The 17,423-nt window shown below is 42.5% G+C and carries 20 protein-coding genes; 8 read left to right on the top strand and 12 right to left on the bottom strand.

From position 1 onward, the window contains the following. Positions 1–13 precede the first annotated feature (13 nt). A complete protein-coding gene (locus CCS90_RS11845; protein WP_099019785.1) occupies positions 14–559 on the top strand; it encodes a hypothetical protein in 546 nt (181 codons plus the stop codon). A gap of 258 nt (positions 560–817) precedes the next feature. Here CCS90_RS11845 and mazG read toward each other — a convergent pair whose 3' ends face one another. The 6 genes from mazG to djlA all read right to left on the bottom strand — a co-directional run bounded on the left by mazG (position 818) and on the right by djlA (position 5,596). Continuing rightward, positions 818–1,588, bottom strand: coding sequence for a nucleoside triphosphate pyrophosphohydrolase (gene mazG / locus CCS90_RS11840; RefSeq protein WP_099019784.1), 771 nt, complete (start codon positions 1,586–1,588; stop codon positions 818–820). A 5-nt stretch (positions 1,589–1,593) separates the two neighbouring features. After that, positions 1,594–2,952, bottom strand: a complete 1,359-nt coding sequence (locus CCS90_RS11835) for an ATP-binding protein (protein WP_099019783.1) — start codon at positions 2,950–2,952, stop codon at positions 1,594–1,596. 3 nt (positions 2,953–2,955) lie between these two features. Beyond that, a complete protein-coding gene (locus CCS90_RS11830; RefSeq protein ID WP_099019782.1) occupies positions 2,956–3,633 on the bottom strand; it encodes a response regulator transcription factor in 678 nt (225 codons plus the stop codon). A gap of 3 nt (positions 3,634–3,636) precedes the next feature. Then, the gene (locus CCS90_RS11825) at positions 3,637–4,038 is read right to left on the bottom strand and encodes a hypothetical protein (RefSeq protein ID WP_099019781.1); all 402 of its coding nucleotides are present in this window, start codon (positions 4,036–4,038) and stop codon (positions 3,637–3,639) included. A gap of 9 nt (positions 4,039–4,047) precedes the next feature. After that, positions 4,048–4,731, bottom strand: coding sequence for a ribulose-phosphate 3-epimerase (rpe, locus tag CCS90_RS11820; protein WP_099019780.1), 684 nt, complete (start codon positions 4,729–4,731; stop codon positions 4,048–4,050). 61 nt (positions 4,732–4,792) lie between these two features. Continuing rightward, positions 4,793–5,596, bottom strand: coding sequence for a co-chaperone DjlA (gene djlA, locus CCS90_RS11815; protein WP_099019779.1), 804 nt, complete (start codon positions 5,594–5,596; stop codon positions 4,793–4,795). Positions 5,597–5,661: 65 nt separating this feature from the next. On the opposite strand from djlA, the gene CCS90_RS11810 reads away from it, so the two are divergent. The 3 genes from CCS90_RS11810 to CCS90_RS11800 all read left to right on the top strand — a co-directional run bounded on the left by CCS90_RS11810 (position 5,662) and on the right by CCS90_RS11800 (position 7,744). After that, a complete protein-coding gene (locus tag CCS90_RS11810) occupies positions 5,662–6,525 on the top strand; it encodes a phosphoribosylaminoimidazolesuccinocarboxamide synthase (RefSeq protein ID WP_099019778.1) in 864 nt (287 codons plus the stop codon). Then, positions 6,488–6,958, top strand: a complete 471-nt coding sequence (locus CCS90_RS11805; protein WP_099019777.1) for an Mpo1 family 2-hydroxy fatty acid dioxygenase — start codon at positions 6,488–6,490, stop codon at positions 6,956–6,958. The genes CCS90_RS11810 and CCS90_RS11805 overlap by 38 nt, the downstream gene beginning before the upstream one ends. Positions 6,959–7,048: 90 nt before the next feature. Next, positions 7,049–7,744: a hypothetical protein gene (locus tag CCS90_RS11800; RefSeq protein ID WP_099019776.1), complete on the top strand. Its 696-nt coding sequence runs from the start codon at positions 7,049–7,051 to the stop codon at positions 7,742–7,744. A 116-nt stretch (positions 7,745–7,860) separates the two neighbouring features. Here CCS90_RS11800 and CCS90_RS11795 read toward each other — a convergent pair whose 3' ends face one another. Genes CCS90_RS11795 through CCS90_RS11775 form a run of 5 tightly spaced genes read right to left on the bottom strand, consistent with a single transcriptional unit; the run spans position 7,861 to position 12,058 of the window. Next, positions 7,861–8,757 (bottom strand): lysophospholipid acyltransferase family protein, encoded by an 897-nt coding sequence (locus CCS90_RS11795; protein ID WP_099019775.1) that lies wholly within the window; start codon positions 8,755–8,757, stop codon positions 7,861–7,863. Next, complete coding sequence (locus CCS90_RS11790; RefSeq protein WP_099019774.1) at positions 8,732–9,484, bottom strand: glycosyltransferase family 2 protein; 753 nt, start codon at positions 9,482–9,484, stop codon at positions 8,732–8,734. Before CCS90_RS11790 ends, CCS90_RS11795 begins: the two co-directional genes overlap by 26 nt. Continuing rightward, positions 9,471–10,694, bottom strand: coding sequence for an O-antigen ligase family protein (locus CCS90_RS11785; RefSeq protein WP_099019773.1), 1,224 nt, complete (start codon positions 10,692–10,694; stop codon positions 9,471–9,473). Before CCS90_RS11785 ends, CCS90_RS11790 begins: the two co-directional genes overlap by 14 nt. After that, a complete protein-coding gene (locus CCS90_RS11780) occupies positions 10,694–11,818 on the bottom strand; it encodes a glycosyltransferase (RefSeq protein WP_099019772.1) in 1,125 nt (374 codons plus the stop codon). Before CCS90_RS11780 ends, CCS90_RS11785 begins: the two co-directional genes overlap by 1 nt. Positions 11,819–11,872: 54 nt before the next feature. After that, entirely contained in the window at positions 11,873–12,058 is a 186-nt protein-coding gene (locus tag CCS90_RS11775) for a zinc-finger domain-containing protein (RefSeq protein WP_099019771.1), read from the bottom strand. 146 nt (positions 12,059–12,204) lie between these two features. On the opposite strand from CCS90_RS11775, the gene CCS90_RS11770 reads away from it, so the two are divergent. Further along, complete coding sequence (locus CCS90_RS11770) at positions 12,205–13,149, top strand: ELM1/GtrOC1 family putative glycosyltransferase (protein ID WP_099019770.1); 945 nt, start codon at positions 12,205–12,207, stop codon at positions 13,147–13,149. A gap of 88 nt (positions 13,150–13,237) precedes the next feature. Here the strand turns inward: CCS90_RS11770 and CCS90_RS11765 are convergent, their stop codons facing one another. After that, on the bottom strand, positions 13,238–15,076 hold the full coding sequence (locus CCS90_RS11765) for a hypothetical protein (protein WP_133566520.1): 1,839 nt from the start codon (positions 15,074–15,076) through the stop codon (positions 13,238–13,240). Between the two features lie 215 nt (positions 15,077–15,291). Here CCS90_RS11765 and CCS90_RS11760 point away from each other — a divergent pair, with 215 nt between their 5' ends. Genes CCS90_RS11760 through CCS90_RS11750 form a run of 3 tightly spaced genes read left to right on the top strand, consistent with a single transcriptional unit; the run spans position 15,292 to position 17,418 of the window. Then, positions 15,292–15,747 carry a hypothetical protein gene (locus tag CCS90_RS11760; protein ID WP_099019768.1) on the top strand — a complete coding sequence of 152 codons (456 nt, stop codon included), beginning with the start codon at positions 15,292–15,294 and terminating at the stop codon, positions 15,745–15,747. Between the two features lie 10 nt (positions 15,748–15,757). Next, the gene (locus tag CCS90_RS11755) at positions 15,758–17,098 is read left to right on the top strand and encodes a PQQ-dependent sugar dehydrogenase (RefSeq protein ID WP_099019767.1); all 1,341 of its coding nucleotides are present in this window, start codon (positions 15,758–15,760) and stop codon (positions 17,096–17,098) included. Between the two features lie 29 nt (positions 17,099–17,127). After that, positions 17,128–17,418 (top strand): hypothetical protein, encoded by a 291-nt coding sequence (locus tag CCS90_RS11750; RefSeq protein WP_099019766.1) that lies wholly within the window; start codon positions 17,128–17,130, stop codon positions 17,416–17,418. Positions 17,419–17,423: the final 5 nt, after the last annotated feature.

Below are 17,423 nucleotides of genomic sequence, written 5' to 3'. Positions count from 1 at the left end.
TATGAGATCAACCATGAAAACATCAAACACCATGAAAAAGCATTTTTCGGAATCTGAAGGCACTGGAATTTCCAATACCATTCAATCGAACCGCCATTCCTTCAGATCAGAATCTGAAGGAACTGGCATCAAAACCACTTTGATATTGATGTGTTTGCTGATCAGTAGCACATCATTTGGTAGCTCATTGTATTTATTCAGTGATGACAAAGACGACAACACCTATCAGGGCGTGTTACATGATACAGCCACGAACACCGTGCAACAAATTGAAGGATTCGTTGAAAACGGGGTTTACAGTGGCATCAACAACACTCAACACATCAGTAAATCTTCTGATGATGGTACGGGTAGAAAATCATCTGATGATGGAACAGGCGGTTTGCCAATACCGCTTCCAGAAACCATTTTAACGGTAATCCTCGATTGCGACTCGACCGCTTACGCTACAGGAACGGTGGAAAGTGAAGAAGCCACCATCACCATAGAATTTGAGACCATTTATCTGGATGGTGAATTAATGAGCTGCGACTCATCAGCGCTCATTACCATGGATTAATGTTTTAAACCAAACGTCTATGTTGGCTGATATTTTTATACACACACACTACACACACACTTTATAAAAATATCAGTCACATGACTATAAACTTTATTGAAGACGAAGCTGTAAATAACTCAGTTTTGCTTCAAGAGGAGGGAGTAATAATAATAAAACAGAGCTTCGGTATTTTATATTTAGCTCATTAGAACATCATCGATGTGTTGGACGGCATTCCTTTCACACACACGCACACACACTTAAAGGGTGTGCCGTTCAATCATCATGATTTTGTAGTTCTGCTTTGACCTGGTCCCACAGTTCGTCCAGAATATCCAGGTCAAAGCTTTCTTTTTTAGGCTGCAATTCCTTAGCCAGCTTTTCAACTTTACGAAACCTTTTTTCAAATTTAATATTTGCTTTGCGCAATGCGGAGGATGGATCAACCTGTAAATGCCTTGCGAGGTTAGCAATGACAAATAAGACATCCCCCAACTCTTCTTCTATGTGTGACTGGTCCTCGGCAACCATCGCTTCTTTTAATTCATCAACTTCCTCGGTTAATTTATCAAAGACATGACTCACATCAGGCCAGTCAAATCCGATGACTGCGGCATACCTGGTCAACTTTACCGCCTTGAGTAATTCTGGTAAATTTTTAGCAATGCCATCCACAACACTTGCCTTGTCTTGACTCTTGGCTTGTTCCCAAGCCAACGTTTGTTGTTCTGCAGTGAGTTGAGCGCCTGCTGTCTGAAACACATGGGGATGGCGCTCAATCATTTTATCCGAAACTGAATCAACCACATCAGTGAAATTAAACAAACCGGCTTCTTGAGCCATTTGCGAGTGAAAAACAACCTGAAACAACAAATCGCCCAACTCTAACTTCAGCCCTTGCATGTCATTTTGTTCAATGGCATCAGCCACTTCATAGGCTTCTTCAATGGTGTACGGTGCGATGGTCTGAAAACTTTGTTTAACATCCCATGGGCAGCCCGTCTGTGGGTCACGCAATTGTTGCATGATTTTTAGTAATTTTTTCATAAAATTTAAGGTGGTAAGATTACTTTGAAACAAGCACCTTTGAGTGTTTCATGGGTCTTGATTTCTAACTCTCCTTGATATGATTCGACAATATCTGTCACTATGGAAAGGCCAATCCCATGCCCTTTAACTTGTTCATCACCCCTGACTCCACGTTGCAGCAATTCATTGCGTTTACCTACAGGAATGCCGGGGCCGTCATCTCCAATTTCAATAACAATGCCTGTTCGTCTGCGACCTTCCATATACAGGGTTTTGACCAACACATCGACATGTTGATCACACCATTTAAATGCATTTTCCAACAGGTTACCTAACACTTCCATCAAGTCGCCCTTCTCACCAAAAAATTCAGCACCAGGTGCAATTTGGGTTTTTACCTGAATATTGCGGCTGGGGTGTACTTTCTTTAATGTTTTAATGATTTTATCCAAAACATCAATAACTGGCACACCCGTCACAAAGGTGCGGTGACCAGCCACAGCGGCCCTTTTGAGTTGATAAGCTACGATTTCATCCATATTCATGATTTGTTGTTGCAGCAAATCCTTGTCAATTTCTTCGTTTTCCAGTTCCGAATGTATAACCGCCAAGGGCGTTTTCAATGAATGGGCCAAATCACCCAAAGTCCTTCTCTGTCTGGATAAATTGTTCCTTTCATTGACAATCAACCGGTTTAAGCTGGTGGTTAATCCCCTTAACTCACTGGGATAGTCCTCAGAAAATATCAGCTCATCACCTTTCTCTAAACGCAGTAAATCTGACATCAATCGCTTCAGGGGTTTGGTGGCCCAGTACATGATGATCCATTGCACACAAACCAGAATGGAACTGATGCCAATCAGCCAGGTTAGTAAGGTTTCTTCAAATTCTGCCAATTCACGATAAAAATTACCTGCATGCTCAGTGACAGATAAAGTCAATTCAATTGAACCATTCTCGGCTTCAAGAGAAAAGCCTTGTCGCATGCGAAACAAGCGTTCTTGTTGAAATTCTATGGGCGCGTCGAAAATTCGTTCATTTACACCCACTGCGGTAACTTCAGGTAACTCTTGACCCAAAACGGATGGAGATTGCCAGGTTTGGTTACCTACAACCATCTGCGCATACATGCCTGAACCGGGTTGGTCCATTCTAGGTGTTGGAAAATATTCAGGAAAAATCAGCTCATCACCCTGTACTTCGGTATTGGATATGATGGCAAGCACATAGCTTTCTAAGCGTTCTTTGACTAAATGAAGGGTTTTGTCTTTGAAAGCTTGCTCCATCACCAGGCCTATGCCAGTTAATGCAGCCAATAAGGCAATGCTGGAGGTCAGTAAAACCCGCTTTGTCAGTGACACACTTTGAGTCACAGAAGCCATCAATTAACTGATGGAGCGCATTCTGTAACCTCGACCACGCAAGGTTTCAATGTATTTAGTCTCGGGTTCTATGGCCGTTAACTTTTTCCGCAATCGACCAACAAAAACTTCGATCACATTGCTGTCTCTGTCATAATCTTGGTGGTAGATGTGCTCGGTTAGTGTGGTTTTAGAAACCACTTCATTTTGATGGTGCAACATGTATTCCAAGACTTTGTATTCATAGGAAGTCAGGTCGATAACCTGCCCAGCGAGTTTAACTTCTTGAGTACTCATGTTCATGGTCAGATTGCCACATGCAATTTCAGGGGTGGTATTACCACTGGAACGACGAACCAAGGCATTGACCCGCGCCAACAGCTCAGGAAAATGGAACGGCTTAACCAAGTAATCATCAGCGCCAGCATCCAATCCCATTACTTTGTCTTGCCAAGACCCCCTGGCTGTCAAAACGATAATCGGAAATTCCACACCATCTTGACGCAGGGTTTGAATCACTTCCATGCCAGATATTCTTGGCAAACCTAAGTCTATCACGGCCACATCAGCAGGGTATTCTTGTCCCTTATACAGGCCATCTTCACCATTGTCAGCGGCATCAACGACATACCCTGTTTCTTCAAAACGTTTGATCAGGGTGTTCCTTAGGTTGTCATCATCTTCGATTATTAATACGCGCATACTTTATTGATTTTTATTTTTCTTATTGGTTTTATTTTTTCTGGATGCCGATTTGGCACTGTTAGGCCGACGATCGATTTTCATCACTTTTTGTTGTGAATTAAAGTGATTGGGTATCAATGAATTTTGTTTGTCGTTGCGTCTGGACTTTCCACCATTTTTGAAATAATCTGATCTCAATGAGTTGGGTTTGTTATCGGCATTGCTCGCAGGTTTATTGATGGTCTTGACTGTACCTGAGTTGGTTAAAATCTTAACCTCATGCCTACCATCTACCGTTCTGGCAGACAACACGCGTCCTTCAGTCTTGGCTTGATTTACGGCGTCACTCAGGCTCTCTGCTTTCTTGGCTTCAAGCTGCAGACTGATTAAACACAACAATATAATGGCTATAACTGTTCTCATTTCACTATTTTAGCGCACTTCACTGAATTTCTGCTGAATCATTTGCCTCATATTTGTGATGGTGTTGGCATAATCATCGGTGTTAAAAATAGCTGAACCAGCTACAAAGGTATCGGCACCTGCTGCCGCAATTTCAGCAATATTGTCTACTTTAACCCCACCATCCACTTCTAAACGAATGTCAAAACCAGATTGGTCAATCATGGTTCTGACTGTTTCAAGCTTCTTTAAGGTCCCATCAATAAAGGATTGCCCCCCAAAGCCTGGGTTTACACTCATCAGTAAAATCACATCCAGTTTATCCATAACATGCTCCAAAACATGCACTGGAGTGGCTGGATTCAATACCAACCCAGCTTTGCAGCCACTTTCCTTGATCAAGGCCAAAGACCGGTCCACATGCTCTGATGCCTCTGGATGAAAGGTAATGATGCTGGCACCGGCTTGCGCAAAGTCACCTATAATTCGATCTACGGGCTTAACCATCAAATGAACATCGATGGGTGCTGTGATGCCGTAATTCCTTAACGCCTTTAACACCAAAGGACCAATGGTTAAATTGGGCACATAATGGTTATCCATCACATCAAAATGAACCCAATCGGCACCGGCATCCAAAACCGCTTGGGTGTCTTCCCCTAAACGAGCAAAATCTGCCGATAAAATGGATGGAGCAATGATAAATTCAGTCATAATAATCAGTTACATTAATGGGGTTGTTGAAGTTTGTCATTGAGCCTGATTATTGTCAACATTACCAGCCTTTTAAATCTTTGACTTTTTCCCAGGACAGTTGAATTTGCTTGGCCTTTTCTTCTGCCACTTTCATCATTTCTGGTGGCAATCCTTTTGAAACCAATTTATCTGGGTGGTGCTGACTCATCAACCTTTTGTAAGCTTTGCGTACGGTGGTTTTATTGTCACTTTCTCCCACACCCAATACTTGATAAGGGTTGAACGGTGCATTTCTGTTGGTCGGGCGTCTGCTTTGCTGTCGATTAGCGCCTTGCTGTTGATTCTGTTGGTAGCCACCGGCGCTTCTGAAGCCACGCATTTTCATCATGGCACTCAACAACTGAACTGGATAGCCAATCAAACGACAAGTCTGTTCTATCATACGATGTTCGGCTTGAGAAATCATGCCATCGGCTTCAGCGACATCAATCAGCATTTCTAAAAAGATTTGCTTCAACGACAATGAACGTCTGGCCAAACGACCAAACTGAGACAATGCACTGTCAATGTTATGACTGGGGTCCTTGCCTTGATTGAATAAATTGATTGCTCGTTGGCGCATCTCTTGATTCAACTTCATGTGTTGCATAATGCCTTCTGTTCTTTCTATCTCAGAAGGCGAGACTTTACCATCCACCTTAGCCAATTTACCCATTGACAAAAACAAGGCATTGAAAAAGCTTTCTTGGGTTTGTTTCTTGCTGTCACCAGCTCGCCCACCGGTTATGGATTGTTCTATGGTGTGTCCAACCCACGCGCCCATCAGCATGCCGAACCAACCGCCAAACTTATACCCCAACAAACTGCCTATTATTATGCCCATATTAATTAATTGCTTCGCGTCTATACCCTAGTTAAAATACACCTTTGCTTCAATCAAGCCAAAACATGGAAATTCAATTAAATAAAATTCATCAAGGTAAAGTCAGAGATGTCTACGAGGTCGATGACAAACACCTGTTGATGGTAGCCAGCGATCGTCTCAGTGCATTTGATGTTGTGTTACCTGACGTCATTCCTAACAAAGGTGCTTTATTGACTCAAATTTCAAATTATTGGTTTGATATGATGGCGCCTATTATAAAGAATCACCTCACTGAATTACCAGTGGCACAAGTCATTCCAGGAGCAGATGATGATTTAATTAGTCGTGCTGTGGTGGTTAAAAAACTCAAAGCCTTGCCCTGTGAGGCCATCATCAGAGGTTACATCATTGGCTCAGGCTGGAAAGACTATAAACATTCAGGCTCAGTCTGTGGTATTGCATTACCAGAAAATTTAAAACAAGCAGAAAAATTACCCGCTGCCATATTCACCCCATCTTCCAAAGCGCAGGTGGGCGATCATGATGAAAACATTACTTTTAAACAATTAACTGATTTGATTGGCGTAGAACGTGCTGAACAATTAAGGACTGTTTCATTGGCTATTTACCAGAAAGCCAGCAGTCATGCCGAAGAAAATGGTATCATCATTGCAGACACTAAATTTGAATTCGGTTTGGATGAAAATGAAGAATTGGTTTTGATGGATGAGGTGTTGACGCCCGATTCATCTAGGTTCTGGAATGCCGACACTTATCAAGTGGGTACCAGCCCTGAAAGCTATGACAAACAATTCATCCGAGATTACCTGGAAACCTTGGATTGGAATAAACAAGCACCTGGTCCAAGCATTCCAAGTGAATTGATCGATAAAACAGCAGAGAAATACCATGAAGCCTTCAGAAAAATCACAGGCAAAGCATTCTGACTCAATCAACCATTTGATGACTGAATACCACAAGTCGCACATCAATCGAACCAATCAATTGATTCATTATGTATGTGTACCGTTGATATTTTGGTCCATCTCAGCTTTGTTATGGCTGGTTAAAATACCCGTGGTGATTAACTTGGCCCTGGTAGTCATGACATTATTGATGCTGTACTACTTACTTAAAAGCGTCAAAGTATTTGCCTGTATGCTGGTATTTTCTGCACTCTGCTTAGGTATCAACTTCTGGCTTGAAGCCCAGGCGCTGCCCTTGCTTTGGATTGCTGTTGTGGTGTTTGTATTGGCATGGATTGGTCAGTTCATAGGTCATCACATAGAAGGTAAAAAACCTTCTTTTTTACAAGATTTACAATTCTTACTGATTGGCCCTGCTTGGGTGGTGTTTAAATTTTTCAAGATCAAACTTTAACGACATCTTTAGCGACTGATGGCTCAGAATTTACATCACCTTAACACCCAACATCTATAATACAGTTTCTGAAATCACTGCATCACTCATTTGGAAGTCTTTGTAGCTCAATCAAACTGGCAACACCCAAGCAAACTCAGCCATTGGCTGAAACACAGCCTCTTGCCGCTGCTTTTAATCCTGATCTTACTGGTGCTGCCCAATCCTTGGATTAAACAGACATTCAATGTATTTTCGTCGGTGCTTGAAATTGAACTGAAACCGAAAGAGACCGAACCAATGCCGCAAACTGTGCCGGTAACCGAATCAGAACCTTTACCTGAACTTGAAACAGAAAGCCAAGCCTCAAAGGCAAAAAAGGCACCACTTCCGCAGCCAAATAATCAACCTAAAAATAATGTCACTGACCAGCCTCCGACCAACCAACCAGTCAAAATACAAGCTGACACAGCCACCAAGAAAAAAATAAGCAGTGGTGATATATTATTGGCCGCAAAAAACCGGACATCAGTATTCATATCACCAGAGTTTCAAGCACGTTCAGCGAACCAACAAAACTTTCAAATCCCTACAGTTGAAATAGAAAATTGGTTGGCTGACATCCCATTTTTAGATGAATCGGTGGATCGACCCACCATCCAAATGAAATTTTATGCAGAAGGCATTGAGGGCTCTCTGGAAAAATTCTTTGACAAAATCACCATCAGCAAAACATTCACCACTCAATATGGCACCAAAATTCATTGCGCACTGATCGGTGTGATAGCTGCATGTGGTTGGAAATAATACAGCTTTAGCGATGATTGATTGTTACTATTATTTGACTTTTAGTGAATTAGCAGGCCTGCAACAGTGACCATGCGCCACTGTGACGATTGGCTGAATATCAAGGCAACACAGACCTATTGATAAGGATTTTCAAATCCTTCAGGTTGATTCTTAAACCGTCGATGAACCCACAAATACTGTTCGGGATGTCGTTTAATTTGCTGCTCGAATAAGCGGTTGATTTGTGCCGATGCCGCGGCCTCCTCTTGCATCCCCAACTGACTTAATTCAGGGTGGATTTCAATGCGCCATTCACAAGGACCTGTTCTGAAACAAAACCAGGGTATGACTTTAACGCCTTTTTGCGCCAGTTTATGCGTACCTACAGTGGTGGCAGCAGGTCGACCAAAAAAATCTGTGAAGGTAACCTGATAAGAAAAGTTTTGATCTGGCGCATAATAGACTGGGTGGCCTGATTTGATGGATGACAACAAACCTCTGATGTTCTTTTTGTCGATCAATTTCTCAACAAAACTCAATCTGGCAGTCTCTAAATGGGCTTCCAGTAATTTGTTGTTGTGCTGCCGAGCCAACATATGACCCACAGGTATCTGTAATTCTTTCAATTGTTGGTTTAAACCCCTGATGCCCCATTCTATCGATGTGGTGTGACAACTCAGCAACAAACAGCCTTGACCGTCTTGCATGGCCTCATGCAGGTGTTCTAATCCGTCGATCTCAAACTTGCCTTCGACCTGATCTTGTCCTGCCCAGAGCGCCGCCATCATTTCAACAATGCCTTGCCCGGTTGAAACCAGGTTTTGTTTGAGTAATCGTTTGGCTTGCTTGGGATTCAATTCAGGAAAACAGATTTTAATGTTGGTTCGTGCAATTGACTTTCTGGAATTGGGTATCCAGTTAAACAAACGACCAATCATCCGCCCTATCCGCATTTGGTTGCTCAGCTTGCGTCTGGCCAACCATTGAGCCAGCCTCACTTGAAAGTCAGTCTTTTTTTTGCTGTAACTCATACAATTTAGCGTATTTCAAATAGGCGTAATAACTATTAAGGGTGGCATTGATCACTCCGGCCACACCGTTAAAAATTTGTCGTTTAATCAGGTATTGACGAAAAAAGTAAAAAATGGGGTATAAAAACAAACGCACAGGGCTGCAACGCTTACCCCGATCATATTTCTGCTGAGCAGCCAGTGCAGAATATCGGTTGATTTTATCCAGCTTCACCTTGATGGAGGTTTCACCATAATGCTTGAATGGTGCATACATTTTTTTAACTCGGCCATCAACGATGATGGATTCATGAACCAAATCTTGGCTCATGTGCGATTTGCGCTTGTCAAACAAACGAATAAATTCATTGCGCTTCACCCATGGATGGGCCCAATGCCAAAACACCCACTCGATTCGCGGTAAATTATATGCGTCGGCTTTGGCGGCAGTTTTTTTCCACCGTTTGATTCTTTTGATTGATTTGGGCAGCAAACATTCATCGGCATCCAATAACATCACCCAATCATGAGATGACAAGTCAATGGCATCTTGTTTTTGTTGCGAAAACCCTTTGAATGATTGTTGTTTCAGCACGACTTTTTCTTGCTGCTTAACGATTTCGATGGTGTTGTCTTCACTGAAAGAATCCAAAACCACAATTTCATCGGCCCATGACAAGCTCTGAATGCATTTCTCAATGGTTTTTTCAGAATTGAAACAGGTGACCACTGCACTAACTTTGTTCATTCTTTACTCCCATAAACAACAGAATCACCAACCACCACAGGCAAATGGACCAAAATGATGAAAACAACGAATACAATGACACCACTGGTAATAAGGCCGCCATCAATGCCACGCCAAATGGCCAAACCTGATTGCTTTGAAAACAAGGCCTGGTCAGTCTAACCACCCAAGCCAACATGGCCACAAAAATCAACAGCCCAATGGTACCGGTTTCTGCCAGAATCTCCAGTACCCAATGATGGGCATGCAAACCACTGCCTTGTTGTGCCACCCACACGTCATTGGTTTCCGCATAAGCCACGTAGGCTTTGCGAAAAGCCCGCGCACCTACACCATTGATTGGATGGTCTTGATACATATTGAGCGCTGTTTGCCAGATGGGTAAACGGTCAGCCAAAGCATAATCAATGGCTTTCATGTCACCTTGAAACACAACAACAGAGCGCTCCATCCTTTTTTGAAAATCATCAGATATAAACCACAATGAAACCAAACCAACCAGGCTCAACCCCGTTACTTTAAGCAATAACAACAATCGTCGACCTTTGACATGATGCCACCAAAACATCGCCAACACAAAGGCTGCCATCAACCAAGCCGACCGGGTACCACTTAATAAGATTACCACAACCACCAATGGCACCAGCAACCAACGCATCCATTGAGGGAATTGGTAGGACTGAATAAGTACCAATGATAAAAACAAAGCCAGTACAGGACCTAATTTGACATTTTGTCCAAACACCCCTGTCAACCTTCCTGGGTATGATTCCTGGCCCAAAAGGTTAAAACCCAATCCCGCTTGAATCAATGCATCGACTGACCAAATAAACATTAACAACGCCACCCATCGAATCAAGACAACCAACATTTGAGTGGACTTTAGGTGGTTCAATAGCAACACACCCATCAAATAAAATCGAATGGAAGACAAACTCACCAACCAGCTTTTTTCAGGCCAATAGGAGTCCAGAGAAGAAATCACTGACAAGGCCAGAAAAGCAAAATAGAACCAAGAAAATGATTTAAACCATGGTTGCGACTTTATGCTTGAAAAATGCCCTACCAAATGAACCGAGCCCCAAAAACCAAGGATCAATATCGGTATTTCAGACAGCCGACCAAAAGGCAACAAAGCGATCACTGCAATAAACAAAAAGGCCTGTACTTTGTCCATTGCATTCAATCTGATTTGCGGTTTAATTTCCATCAAGTTTGACCCAAAGCTTCTTGATACAATGCCAAAGTGTGTTCAAACATGGATGTGTTTTGAAATTCATCGTGAGGTTTCACTGTGGGGGCATGCTGTAAAAATTGATTGATTTTCTCTGCCAATGCCATGTCATCACCATTATCCACCAAGCCTTCTGGGTATAAGCGATTCATGATTTCCGACACCCCGCCATGATCAAACGCCACCACTGGTTTACCCACAGTCAATGCTTCCAAAACCGTACGACCAAAACTTTCAGGTTTGTTGTTGGTTGAGACCACCACATCTACAGCTGCATAAAGATCAGGCATTGCTCGCACAACGCCCAGCCAAACCACCTTTTCGTCCAAACCCAATGCTTGCAGTTTTTTATGAAAATTTTGACTGTAATTGGATTCATCAGGACATGCAGTCAATAACAAGCGAGTAGCCGCTGGCGCACCCGTTAACCAAGACAATAAATGTTCAGCACCTTTAACAGCAGATAAGCGACCGGGCAACAATACTTTTTTCCAAGCATTGAAACCATTGAATTGTTCGCACATATTTTGTAACCATTGGTGACGGTTGGTATAGCCATATTGAAACTGTGCATCAACGCCACGATAAATAAGCACCGGGTCATGTTTCAGCTGGGCTGTAAAATGTTCGTTCAAATAGGCCTTGGCAGTGGCAGAAACCGCAATAACCCGATCACCCCTGGCCATCACCGAAGAGTATTTATTCACCGAATGCAAACCATGCAAGGTGGTAATAAAGCAAGGTCGCTGTTGCATGTTCTTGAGTGCCCAATAACACAACCATGCAGGTATTCGTGATCGCGCATGAACCACTTCAACACCTTGTTCAATGATGATTTTCCTTATCTTTTTAATCGACAACAAGGAGAGCAGTGATTTTTTTGCCACATTGAGCTGAATGTGCTTGATGCCATTCCGCTGCAGTTCATCCACCAACGGTCCACCATGAGAAACCACAATGGGTCGATGGCCTTGTTGTTTCAGATAGATTGAAAACTCAAGTGTCCCACGTTCCACACCACCCACATGCATTCGTGGCAGCACTTGCATAATGGTTAATTTTTTTTTGAGTGGCTTATTTGTGCCTTCAGCTGCAATCATTTTTCCTCGCTGAAGTACTCAACACATGGGTAGAAGTAAACGATGAGCAAATAATCAATCAAGGTCTAATATGTATTTTGCACCACAGTATTCACAAACCGCTTCACCTGTTTTTTCCAATGGCAAATAAACTTTGGGATGAGAGTTCCATATTTTCATATCAGCTCCGGGGCAAGACACCGGCAAATCTTGTTTTTTAACATGGTACACTTTTTGGGTATTGGCAGCTTTATCGTTCATGAATTATCCTGATTTCAAATAATTGTAAAAATCATAACAGCATTTGTCTGTTTATGATGAATCATCGCCTGTTTTCTGACATATCAACTATGCAAGAATTGAACCGAACACTATAATGGGTTGGGTATTATAAACCGTGTGATGAGTTGAATAAAGTAAATCTGTGTTGGGTATTATCCGATGGACAAAAAGGACATGAAATTCAAAGCATGACATTGGCTCATGCGCTGTCATCCAATCTTCAAAAATTTCAATTCAGCCTGAAACAGCCTTGGGTAACCTTTGCACCAAGAAGAATGCCACAATTCAAGCTGGCGTTGAATTGGCATGGAACCCAACCCAGTTTACCAGATAAACCCAAACTCTTGATCACCACGGGTAGGAAAGCCGCAGCCGTTGGCAAGCACATCCTAGACCAACTAAAGCAGCACAACCACAACTGTCTCCACTTACAAATACTGAACCCCAAAGACAACTTCAAAAAATATGATTTGCTGTTGGCGCCACAACATGACAACATCAAGGGGCCGAATGTGATTACTTTCCATGGCAGCATCCACCCATATAACCACCAATGGTTTCAAGCTGACTGCCCAGAATTAGGCTCATATATGGCCATCATCATTGGAAATCCCAAGCCCGCTTATTTTGCATCTCAATTTTTCGAAGAAATAAGTTTGATACGATCCAAATTTCCCAACAACCCATTGTATTTTTGTGGATCGCCCAGGTTAGATGAACGCAGCAAAACTTTGATTTTTAGTGCTGCCAAAACCACTGATCGGCTTTGGCTTGACCCAGCCCACGGCAACAACCCTTATCAATCGCTGCTAAAAAATGCCAAGAAATTATTCATAACTGCTGACAGCATCAATATGATCAATGAATCTTGCCAAAGTGCAGCACCTGTCAGCATTCTGGCCAACCAATTCACCGCATCACCCAAACACCAACGATTCATCCAATCCATACAAACCAGGCTATGTGCCTTGGATTCGCTTGATACAGGTAAACCAAGCGCTTATGCATTGGATCAAATCACAGTTCATCCCCTATTGATATCAACCTTAATAGCCGCAATCAACAAATAAACAGACGGGCGTAGACAGCTTAAATTTTATGCAAAAAAAAGCAGCGATACCCGCTGCTTTTTCCATTTTATTGATTTATTAAGTAAACTTATAAACCACAATCTATTACTAAATCAGTCACATTGCTGCCTGAAATTGTACCTGAAGCACCATTGGTGATTGAGCAATTAGCCAAGGTTTGACCAATGATTTGAACCGTGTAACTGGCACCGTCAGCCAACTGATAACCAAAAATGAAATCGTTGGCGTTGTTGGCATCCACTTCTAAATCAACCACATCGCCACCCACTGATAATCTGACAGTTATTTCAGAAGCCGGATCTATGGTAGGGAAGTCATTGGCGACCCCAGAGATGGTGTAGGTCACAGGCAGCAACTCAATGGTGATATCAGTCGGTAATTCAAATTGATTTTCACCATTATTAAGGGTATCGCCATTGTCGGTTGCCTGTAAATTAATCACAGCCGTACCTGATGCACCGTCCTGCATAAGCAACCACAAGTCACTCATGTTCGAGCCAATCACCAAATCGTCAATAATCGCATCACCGGTTACATTGGTAAGCTCAAAACTGATTGATTGATTTTCATAGGGACCCGGTGAAACATTGATAAGGAAGTCATCCCAAGTATAAACCCCACTTCTTTGTGTATTGGCATTGCCGACTTGTGAAGCACAAATCACATCTGAACCATTGTTCAACGGTGATGGATCCAGGATTAAATGGGTACAGCTGACATCAAAACTGGGCGCATCGTTCACCGGTGTGATGGCTACTTCTAAAATCAATGTGTTCGAATAAACATTAAAAATATCACTGACTTGAATAGAAATGAACTCTGAGTTTTGTGAGTCGGTAAACTTATCGGCTTGTGGCATGACAGTGAAACTGACATCATAAACACCCGAGACAACCTCTTGCACTGTGATGTTTGAAAATTCAACTTTGTTGTTATAACTTAAGATGGCCTGCTCTAAAGTCGCTGCAGAAAAATTAGCACCTGAACCATCTTCAATTCTGAAACTCAAGACTTGACCAATTGTGTCATCTTCCAAAAAGGTATTTAAAGTGCTATTAATCCAACTTAACTGAGGGGCTTCATTTTCAACCACCTCCAATTGCTTATCGATGGATTTAACATCAATGAAATCACCAGCTTGATTTTTTACAAAAACTGCAGTCATCATATCAATGGTTTGATTCAACACAGATTGTGTTGATACGGTTCTTGAAACCAAAATGTCAGCAAACTCACCCGGTTGTAGAATGACACTTCTCGCCCCATAGCGATCAGCAATGCTACTACCGCAATCTACATCAGGTAAAAATTCATTGACGCAATCCCAACTGACATTCAATCCACTGAAATAAGCGGTGTTTTGAATTGAAACTTCAGAAACGTACTCAAGTACATCGAATACCAATTCTTGATTTGAAAGGTTTTGTATTATGATGTTGTAGTCGAGGGTTTGATCCAAAACCACCAAGTCTGGTAGGTTGACATATTCAACTGTAAATGCGGTGACACTGTCAAAATCGGAGCTGAATATGACATCTGCAAATAATTTGCCATTTGGTGTGACACAAGCGGCGTCCTTACTGTTCACATTGGCCAATATGGTTTGACTAGGCACATCGTATTGGATACTTTCACTGATGGGTAAAATGGTGCCTGGACCACTGTTGGCATCGGTTACCACAGCTGCCAATCCACTGACAGGCAAACCCAACTTAGTATGACAAATCACTGGATCACCAACAAAGAAGTCCACTTCATTGACAGATAAATGGTATTGGACTTCATCGTACAAATTCAAAGGTTGTGAATCACTGAAAGAGACAGTCAAAGCCATTGACTGGTTAGCTGTTGCTAAAGTTAATAATGTAATCAGGAATTGTCCCAATACAATATATGATTTATTCATTACTATGGTACCTATTATTTGAGTTGCGTTTTTTTAATTTTGTGGTTTTCTAATGCGAATTTTACTTGTTTTTTAAAAACTGGTGTTAAAAGTTTGTTATAACAGCCATTAATTAACATAAAAAACCACTTTTTTGTGACTCAACAACCATTTTACAACCCAAATTTTAGCCATATTGTTGTATATTTGTCAGCTTCCCATTATTGAGTAAACAAATGATAAAAAAGCTGACCTTGTTATTGATGATTTTAATGTTTTCTTTGGCGCAGGCTAAATCTCCAGATTTAAGCGTCATGACAGATGAAGAAAAACAACTGACCGGGCTGAATAAATTATCGGCTGAAGAGTTGAATGCCTTGTCTGATTGGATTAAAAACAAACAAGCGGAAATTGACCGTGAAATCAGACAAAGAAACGCCGGTTTTGAGCAGCGCAGACAAGTCTCTGAGAAACGTGAAATCAAAGCCAGATTAGAAAAAACTTACAATGACAAATTAGGCGATACTTATTATGAATTAGACAATGGACAAATTTGGAAGCGCATATCCTCTGGTTCCATTTTTATAAAAAAAGACGGCCGCCATTTGGTGACCATTGAACCTGCAATGATGGGTTCATGGCTGTTAAGAGGCGACGGCAACAAAAGTGTCAAAGTTAAACGCATAAAGTGAGCTAATAAACATGACAATAACTACAAACAATATCCATCATCCATTCGCAGCCAAAAACTGTGCCTATAAACTGAGGCCAATTGTTGCCTTATTGATGCTGTTGTCCAGTCCTTTAATGGCTGGAACCGCAGCACCATTCGCCCCTGAATTCACCACGATTCAAGCAGGTTTTAGCAGTGCTGTTGCAGTCAGAAATGCAGGTGATGGCAGCGATCGATTGTTTGTGGTTGAACAAGGCGGTTTGATAAAAATCATTGAGAATGGCATCACCCTGCCAACGCCATTTTTAGACATAGATGCCTTGACCAACGGCAGTGGAGAAAGGGGACTTTTGGGCCTGGCTTTCCACCCCAATTATGCAGTCAATGGCTATTTTTTCATCAATTACACTGATTTGAATGGCGACACCATCATCGCCAGGTATTCTGTCAGTCCTGGCGATCCAGACGTTGCAGATGACACTTCCAGACTCAAGATCATCAGTATCAATCAAGATTTCCCTAACCACAACGGGGGCGACATCCACTTCAGTCCTGCAGACGGATACCTCTACATTGGCATGGGCGATGGTGGCGATGGTGATGATCCGTGTCGACGCGGACAAACCATCGATCCAGATGACCTGCCTGCCAATGACAGCAACAGCACATCTTGCCCAGTTGATAATGACTTTTTAATTCAAGGAGGCAATGCCGACTCGCGCGCCTTACTTGGAGCCATGTTGCGAATTGATGTTGACAACCCTGGTGTTAATGTCAGTGATGCCTGCGGTGAAGGTGTTAATTACGGCATCCCAGCCGACAACCCATTCAGTGATGGCAACAATGACTGTGGTGAAATTTGGGCCTGGGGCCTAAGAAATCCTTACCGTTGGGGTTTTGATCGTACCCTGGGTGATCTGTACATCGGCGATGTGGGCCAGCTCGAAAGAGAAGAAGTTAATTACCAACCAGCCACCTCAAGTGGTGGTGAAAATTATGGCTGGGTGTGTCGCGAAGGCTTTATTGCCAACCCCAGTGTAACCTGTACCGTGGCCAATGCTGTTGACCCCATCATTGATTATGTCAGCTCTGGTCGCTGCTCGGTCATAGGCGGTTTTCCTTACCGTGGACCAGAATCCACCTGGCAGGGGGTTTATATCTATGGCGATTTTTGTACCGGTGAAATTTTTTGGAGTGTCAATGACAATGGCACATGGAATCAAGCCAGCCTATTGTCAGACCGCCCAGGCAACATCCGGAGTTTCGGTGAAGACGAACAAGGCAACTTGTATTACGTATTGTCAAATTCTGTCGTTCTGATCAGTGATGCCAATTTTGTCGATCTGATTTTTGCTGATGGTTTTGAATAAGCCTACGTTGTAAATCTGTTCACACAATATTGATCAAGCCGGTAAACCCATCATTTATCGGCTTTGTTTATGCCTGCAAAAGGCTGACACCCATTCACAAATATCGAAGATTCTGGCGAGCAGCCGTTAGGGAGCGCAGCGAATCAGCCGCTGCGACCATTAACTACATCGCAGCCATTACGGTTTTTGCGAAGCAAAAGAAGTGGTGGCGTAGATTCTGGCGAGCAGCCGTTGGTGAGCGCAGCGAATCAGCAGCTGCGACCATTAACTTTTATCGCAGCCATTACGGTTTTTGCGCAGCAAAAGAAGTGGTGGCGTAGATTCT

It is taken from the genome of Marinicella litoralis (assembly GCF_002591915.1).
In the GTDB taxonomy this organism is placed as follows: domain Bacteria; phylum Pseudomonadota; class Gammaproteobacteria; order Xanthomonadales; family Marinicellaceae; genus Marinicella; species Marinicella litoralis.
Note: the sequence above shows the minus strand (reverse complement) of the source record. Positions and strands in the feature narration are given on the sequence as shown.

Bases quoted from the DNA above. Each gene is read 5' to 3' on its own strand.
- CCS90_RS11810 (WP_099019778.1), top strand. From the start codon at position 5,662: ATGGAAATTCAATTAAATAAAATTCATCAAGGTAAAGTCAGAGATGTC.
- CCS90_RS11785 (WP_099019773.1), bottom strand. From the start codon at position 10,694: ATGGAAATTAAACCGCAAATCAGATTGAATGCAATGGACAAAGTACAG.
- CCS90_RS11780 (WP_099019772.1), bottom strand. From the start codon at position 11,818: ATGATTGCAGCTGAAGGCACAAATAAGCCACTCAAAAAAAAATTAACC.
- CCS90_RS11830 (WP_099019782.1), bottom strand. From the start codon at position 3,633: ATGCGCGTATTAATAATCGAAGATGATGACAACCTAAGGAACACCCTG.
- CCS90_RS11825 (WP_099019781.1), bottom strand. From the start codon at position 4,038: ATGAGAACAGTTATAGCCATTATATTGTTGTGTTTAATCAGTCTGCAG.
- djlA (WP_099019779.1), bottom strand. From the start codon at position 5,596: ATGGGCATAATAATAGGCAGTTTGTTGGGGTATAAGTTTGGCGGTTGG.
- rpe (WP_099019780.1), bottom strand. From the start codon at position 4,731: ATGACTGAATTTATCATTGCTCCATCCATTTTATCGGCAGATTTTGCT.
- CCS90_RS11845 (WP_099019785.1), top strand. From the start codon at position 14: ATGAAAACATCAAACACCATGAAAAAGCATTTTTCGGAATCTGAAGGC.
- CCS90_RS11760 (WP_099019768.1), top strand. From the start codon at position 15,292: ATGATAAAAAAGCTGACCTTGTTATTGATGATTTTAATGTTTTCTTTG.
- CCS90_RS11755 (WP_099019767.1), top strand. From the start codon at position 15,758: ATGACAATAACTACAAACAATATCCATCATCCATTCGCAGCCAAAAAC.
- CCS90_RS11805 (WP_099019777.1), top strand. From the start codon at position 6,488: ATGAAGCCTTCAGAAAAATCACAGGCAAAGCATTCTGACTCAATCAAC.
- mazG (WP_099019784.1), bottom strand. From the start codon at position 1,588: ATGAAAAAATTACTAAAAATCATGCAACAATTGCGTGACCCACAGACG.
- CCS90_RS11795 (WP_099019775.1), bottom strand. From the start codon at position 8,757: ATGAGTTACAGCAAAAAAAAGACTGACTTTCAAGTGAGGCTGGCTCAA.
- CCS90_RS11790 (WP_099019774.1), bottom strand. From the start codon at position 9,484: ATGAACAAAGTTAGTGCAGTGGTCACCTGTTTCAATTCTGAAAAAACC.
- CCS90_RS11765 (WP_133566520.1), bottom strand. From the start codon at position 15,076: ATGAATAAATCATATATTGTATTGGGACAATTCCTGATTACATTATTA.
- CCS90_RS11775 (WP_099019771.1), bottom strand. From the start codon at position 12,058: ATGAACGATAAAGCTGCCAATACCCAAAAAGTGTACCATGTTAAAAAA.
- CCS90_RS11835 (WP_099019783.1), bottom strand. From the start codon at position 2,952: ATGGCTTCTGTGACTCAAAGTGTGTCACTGACAAAGCGGGTTTTACTG.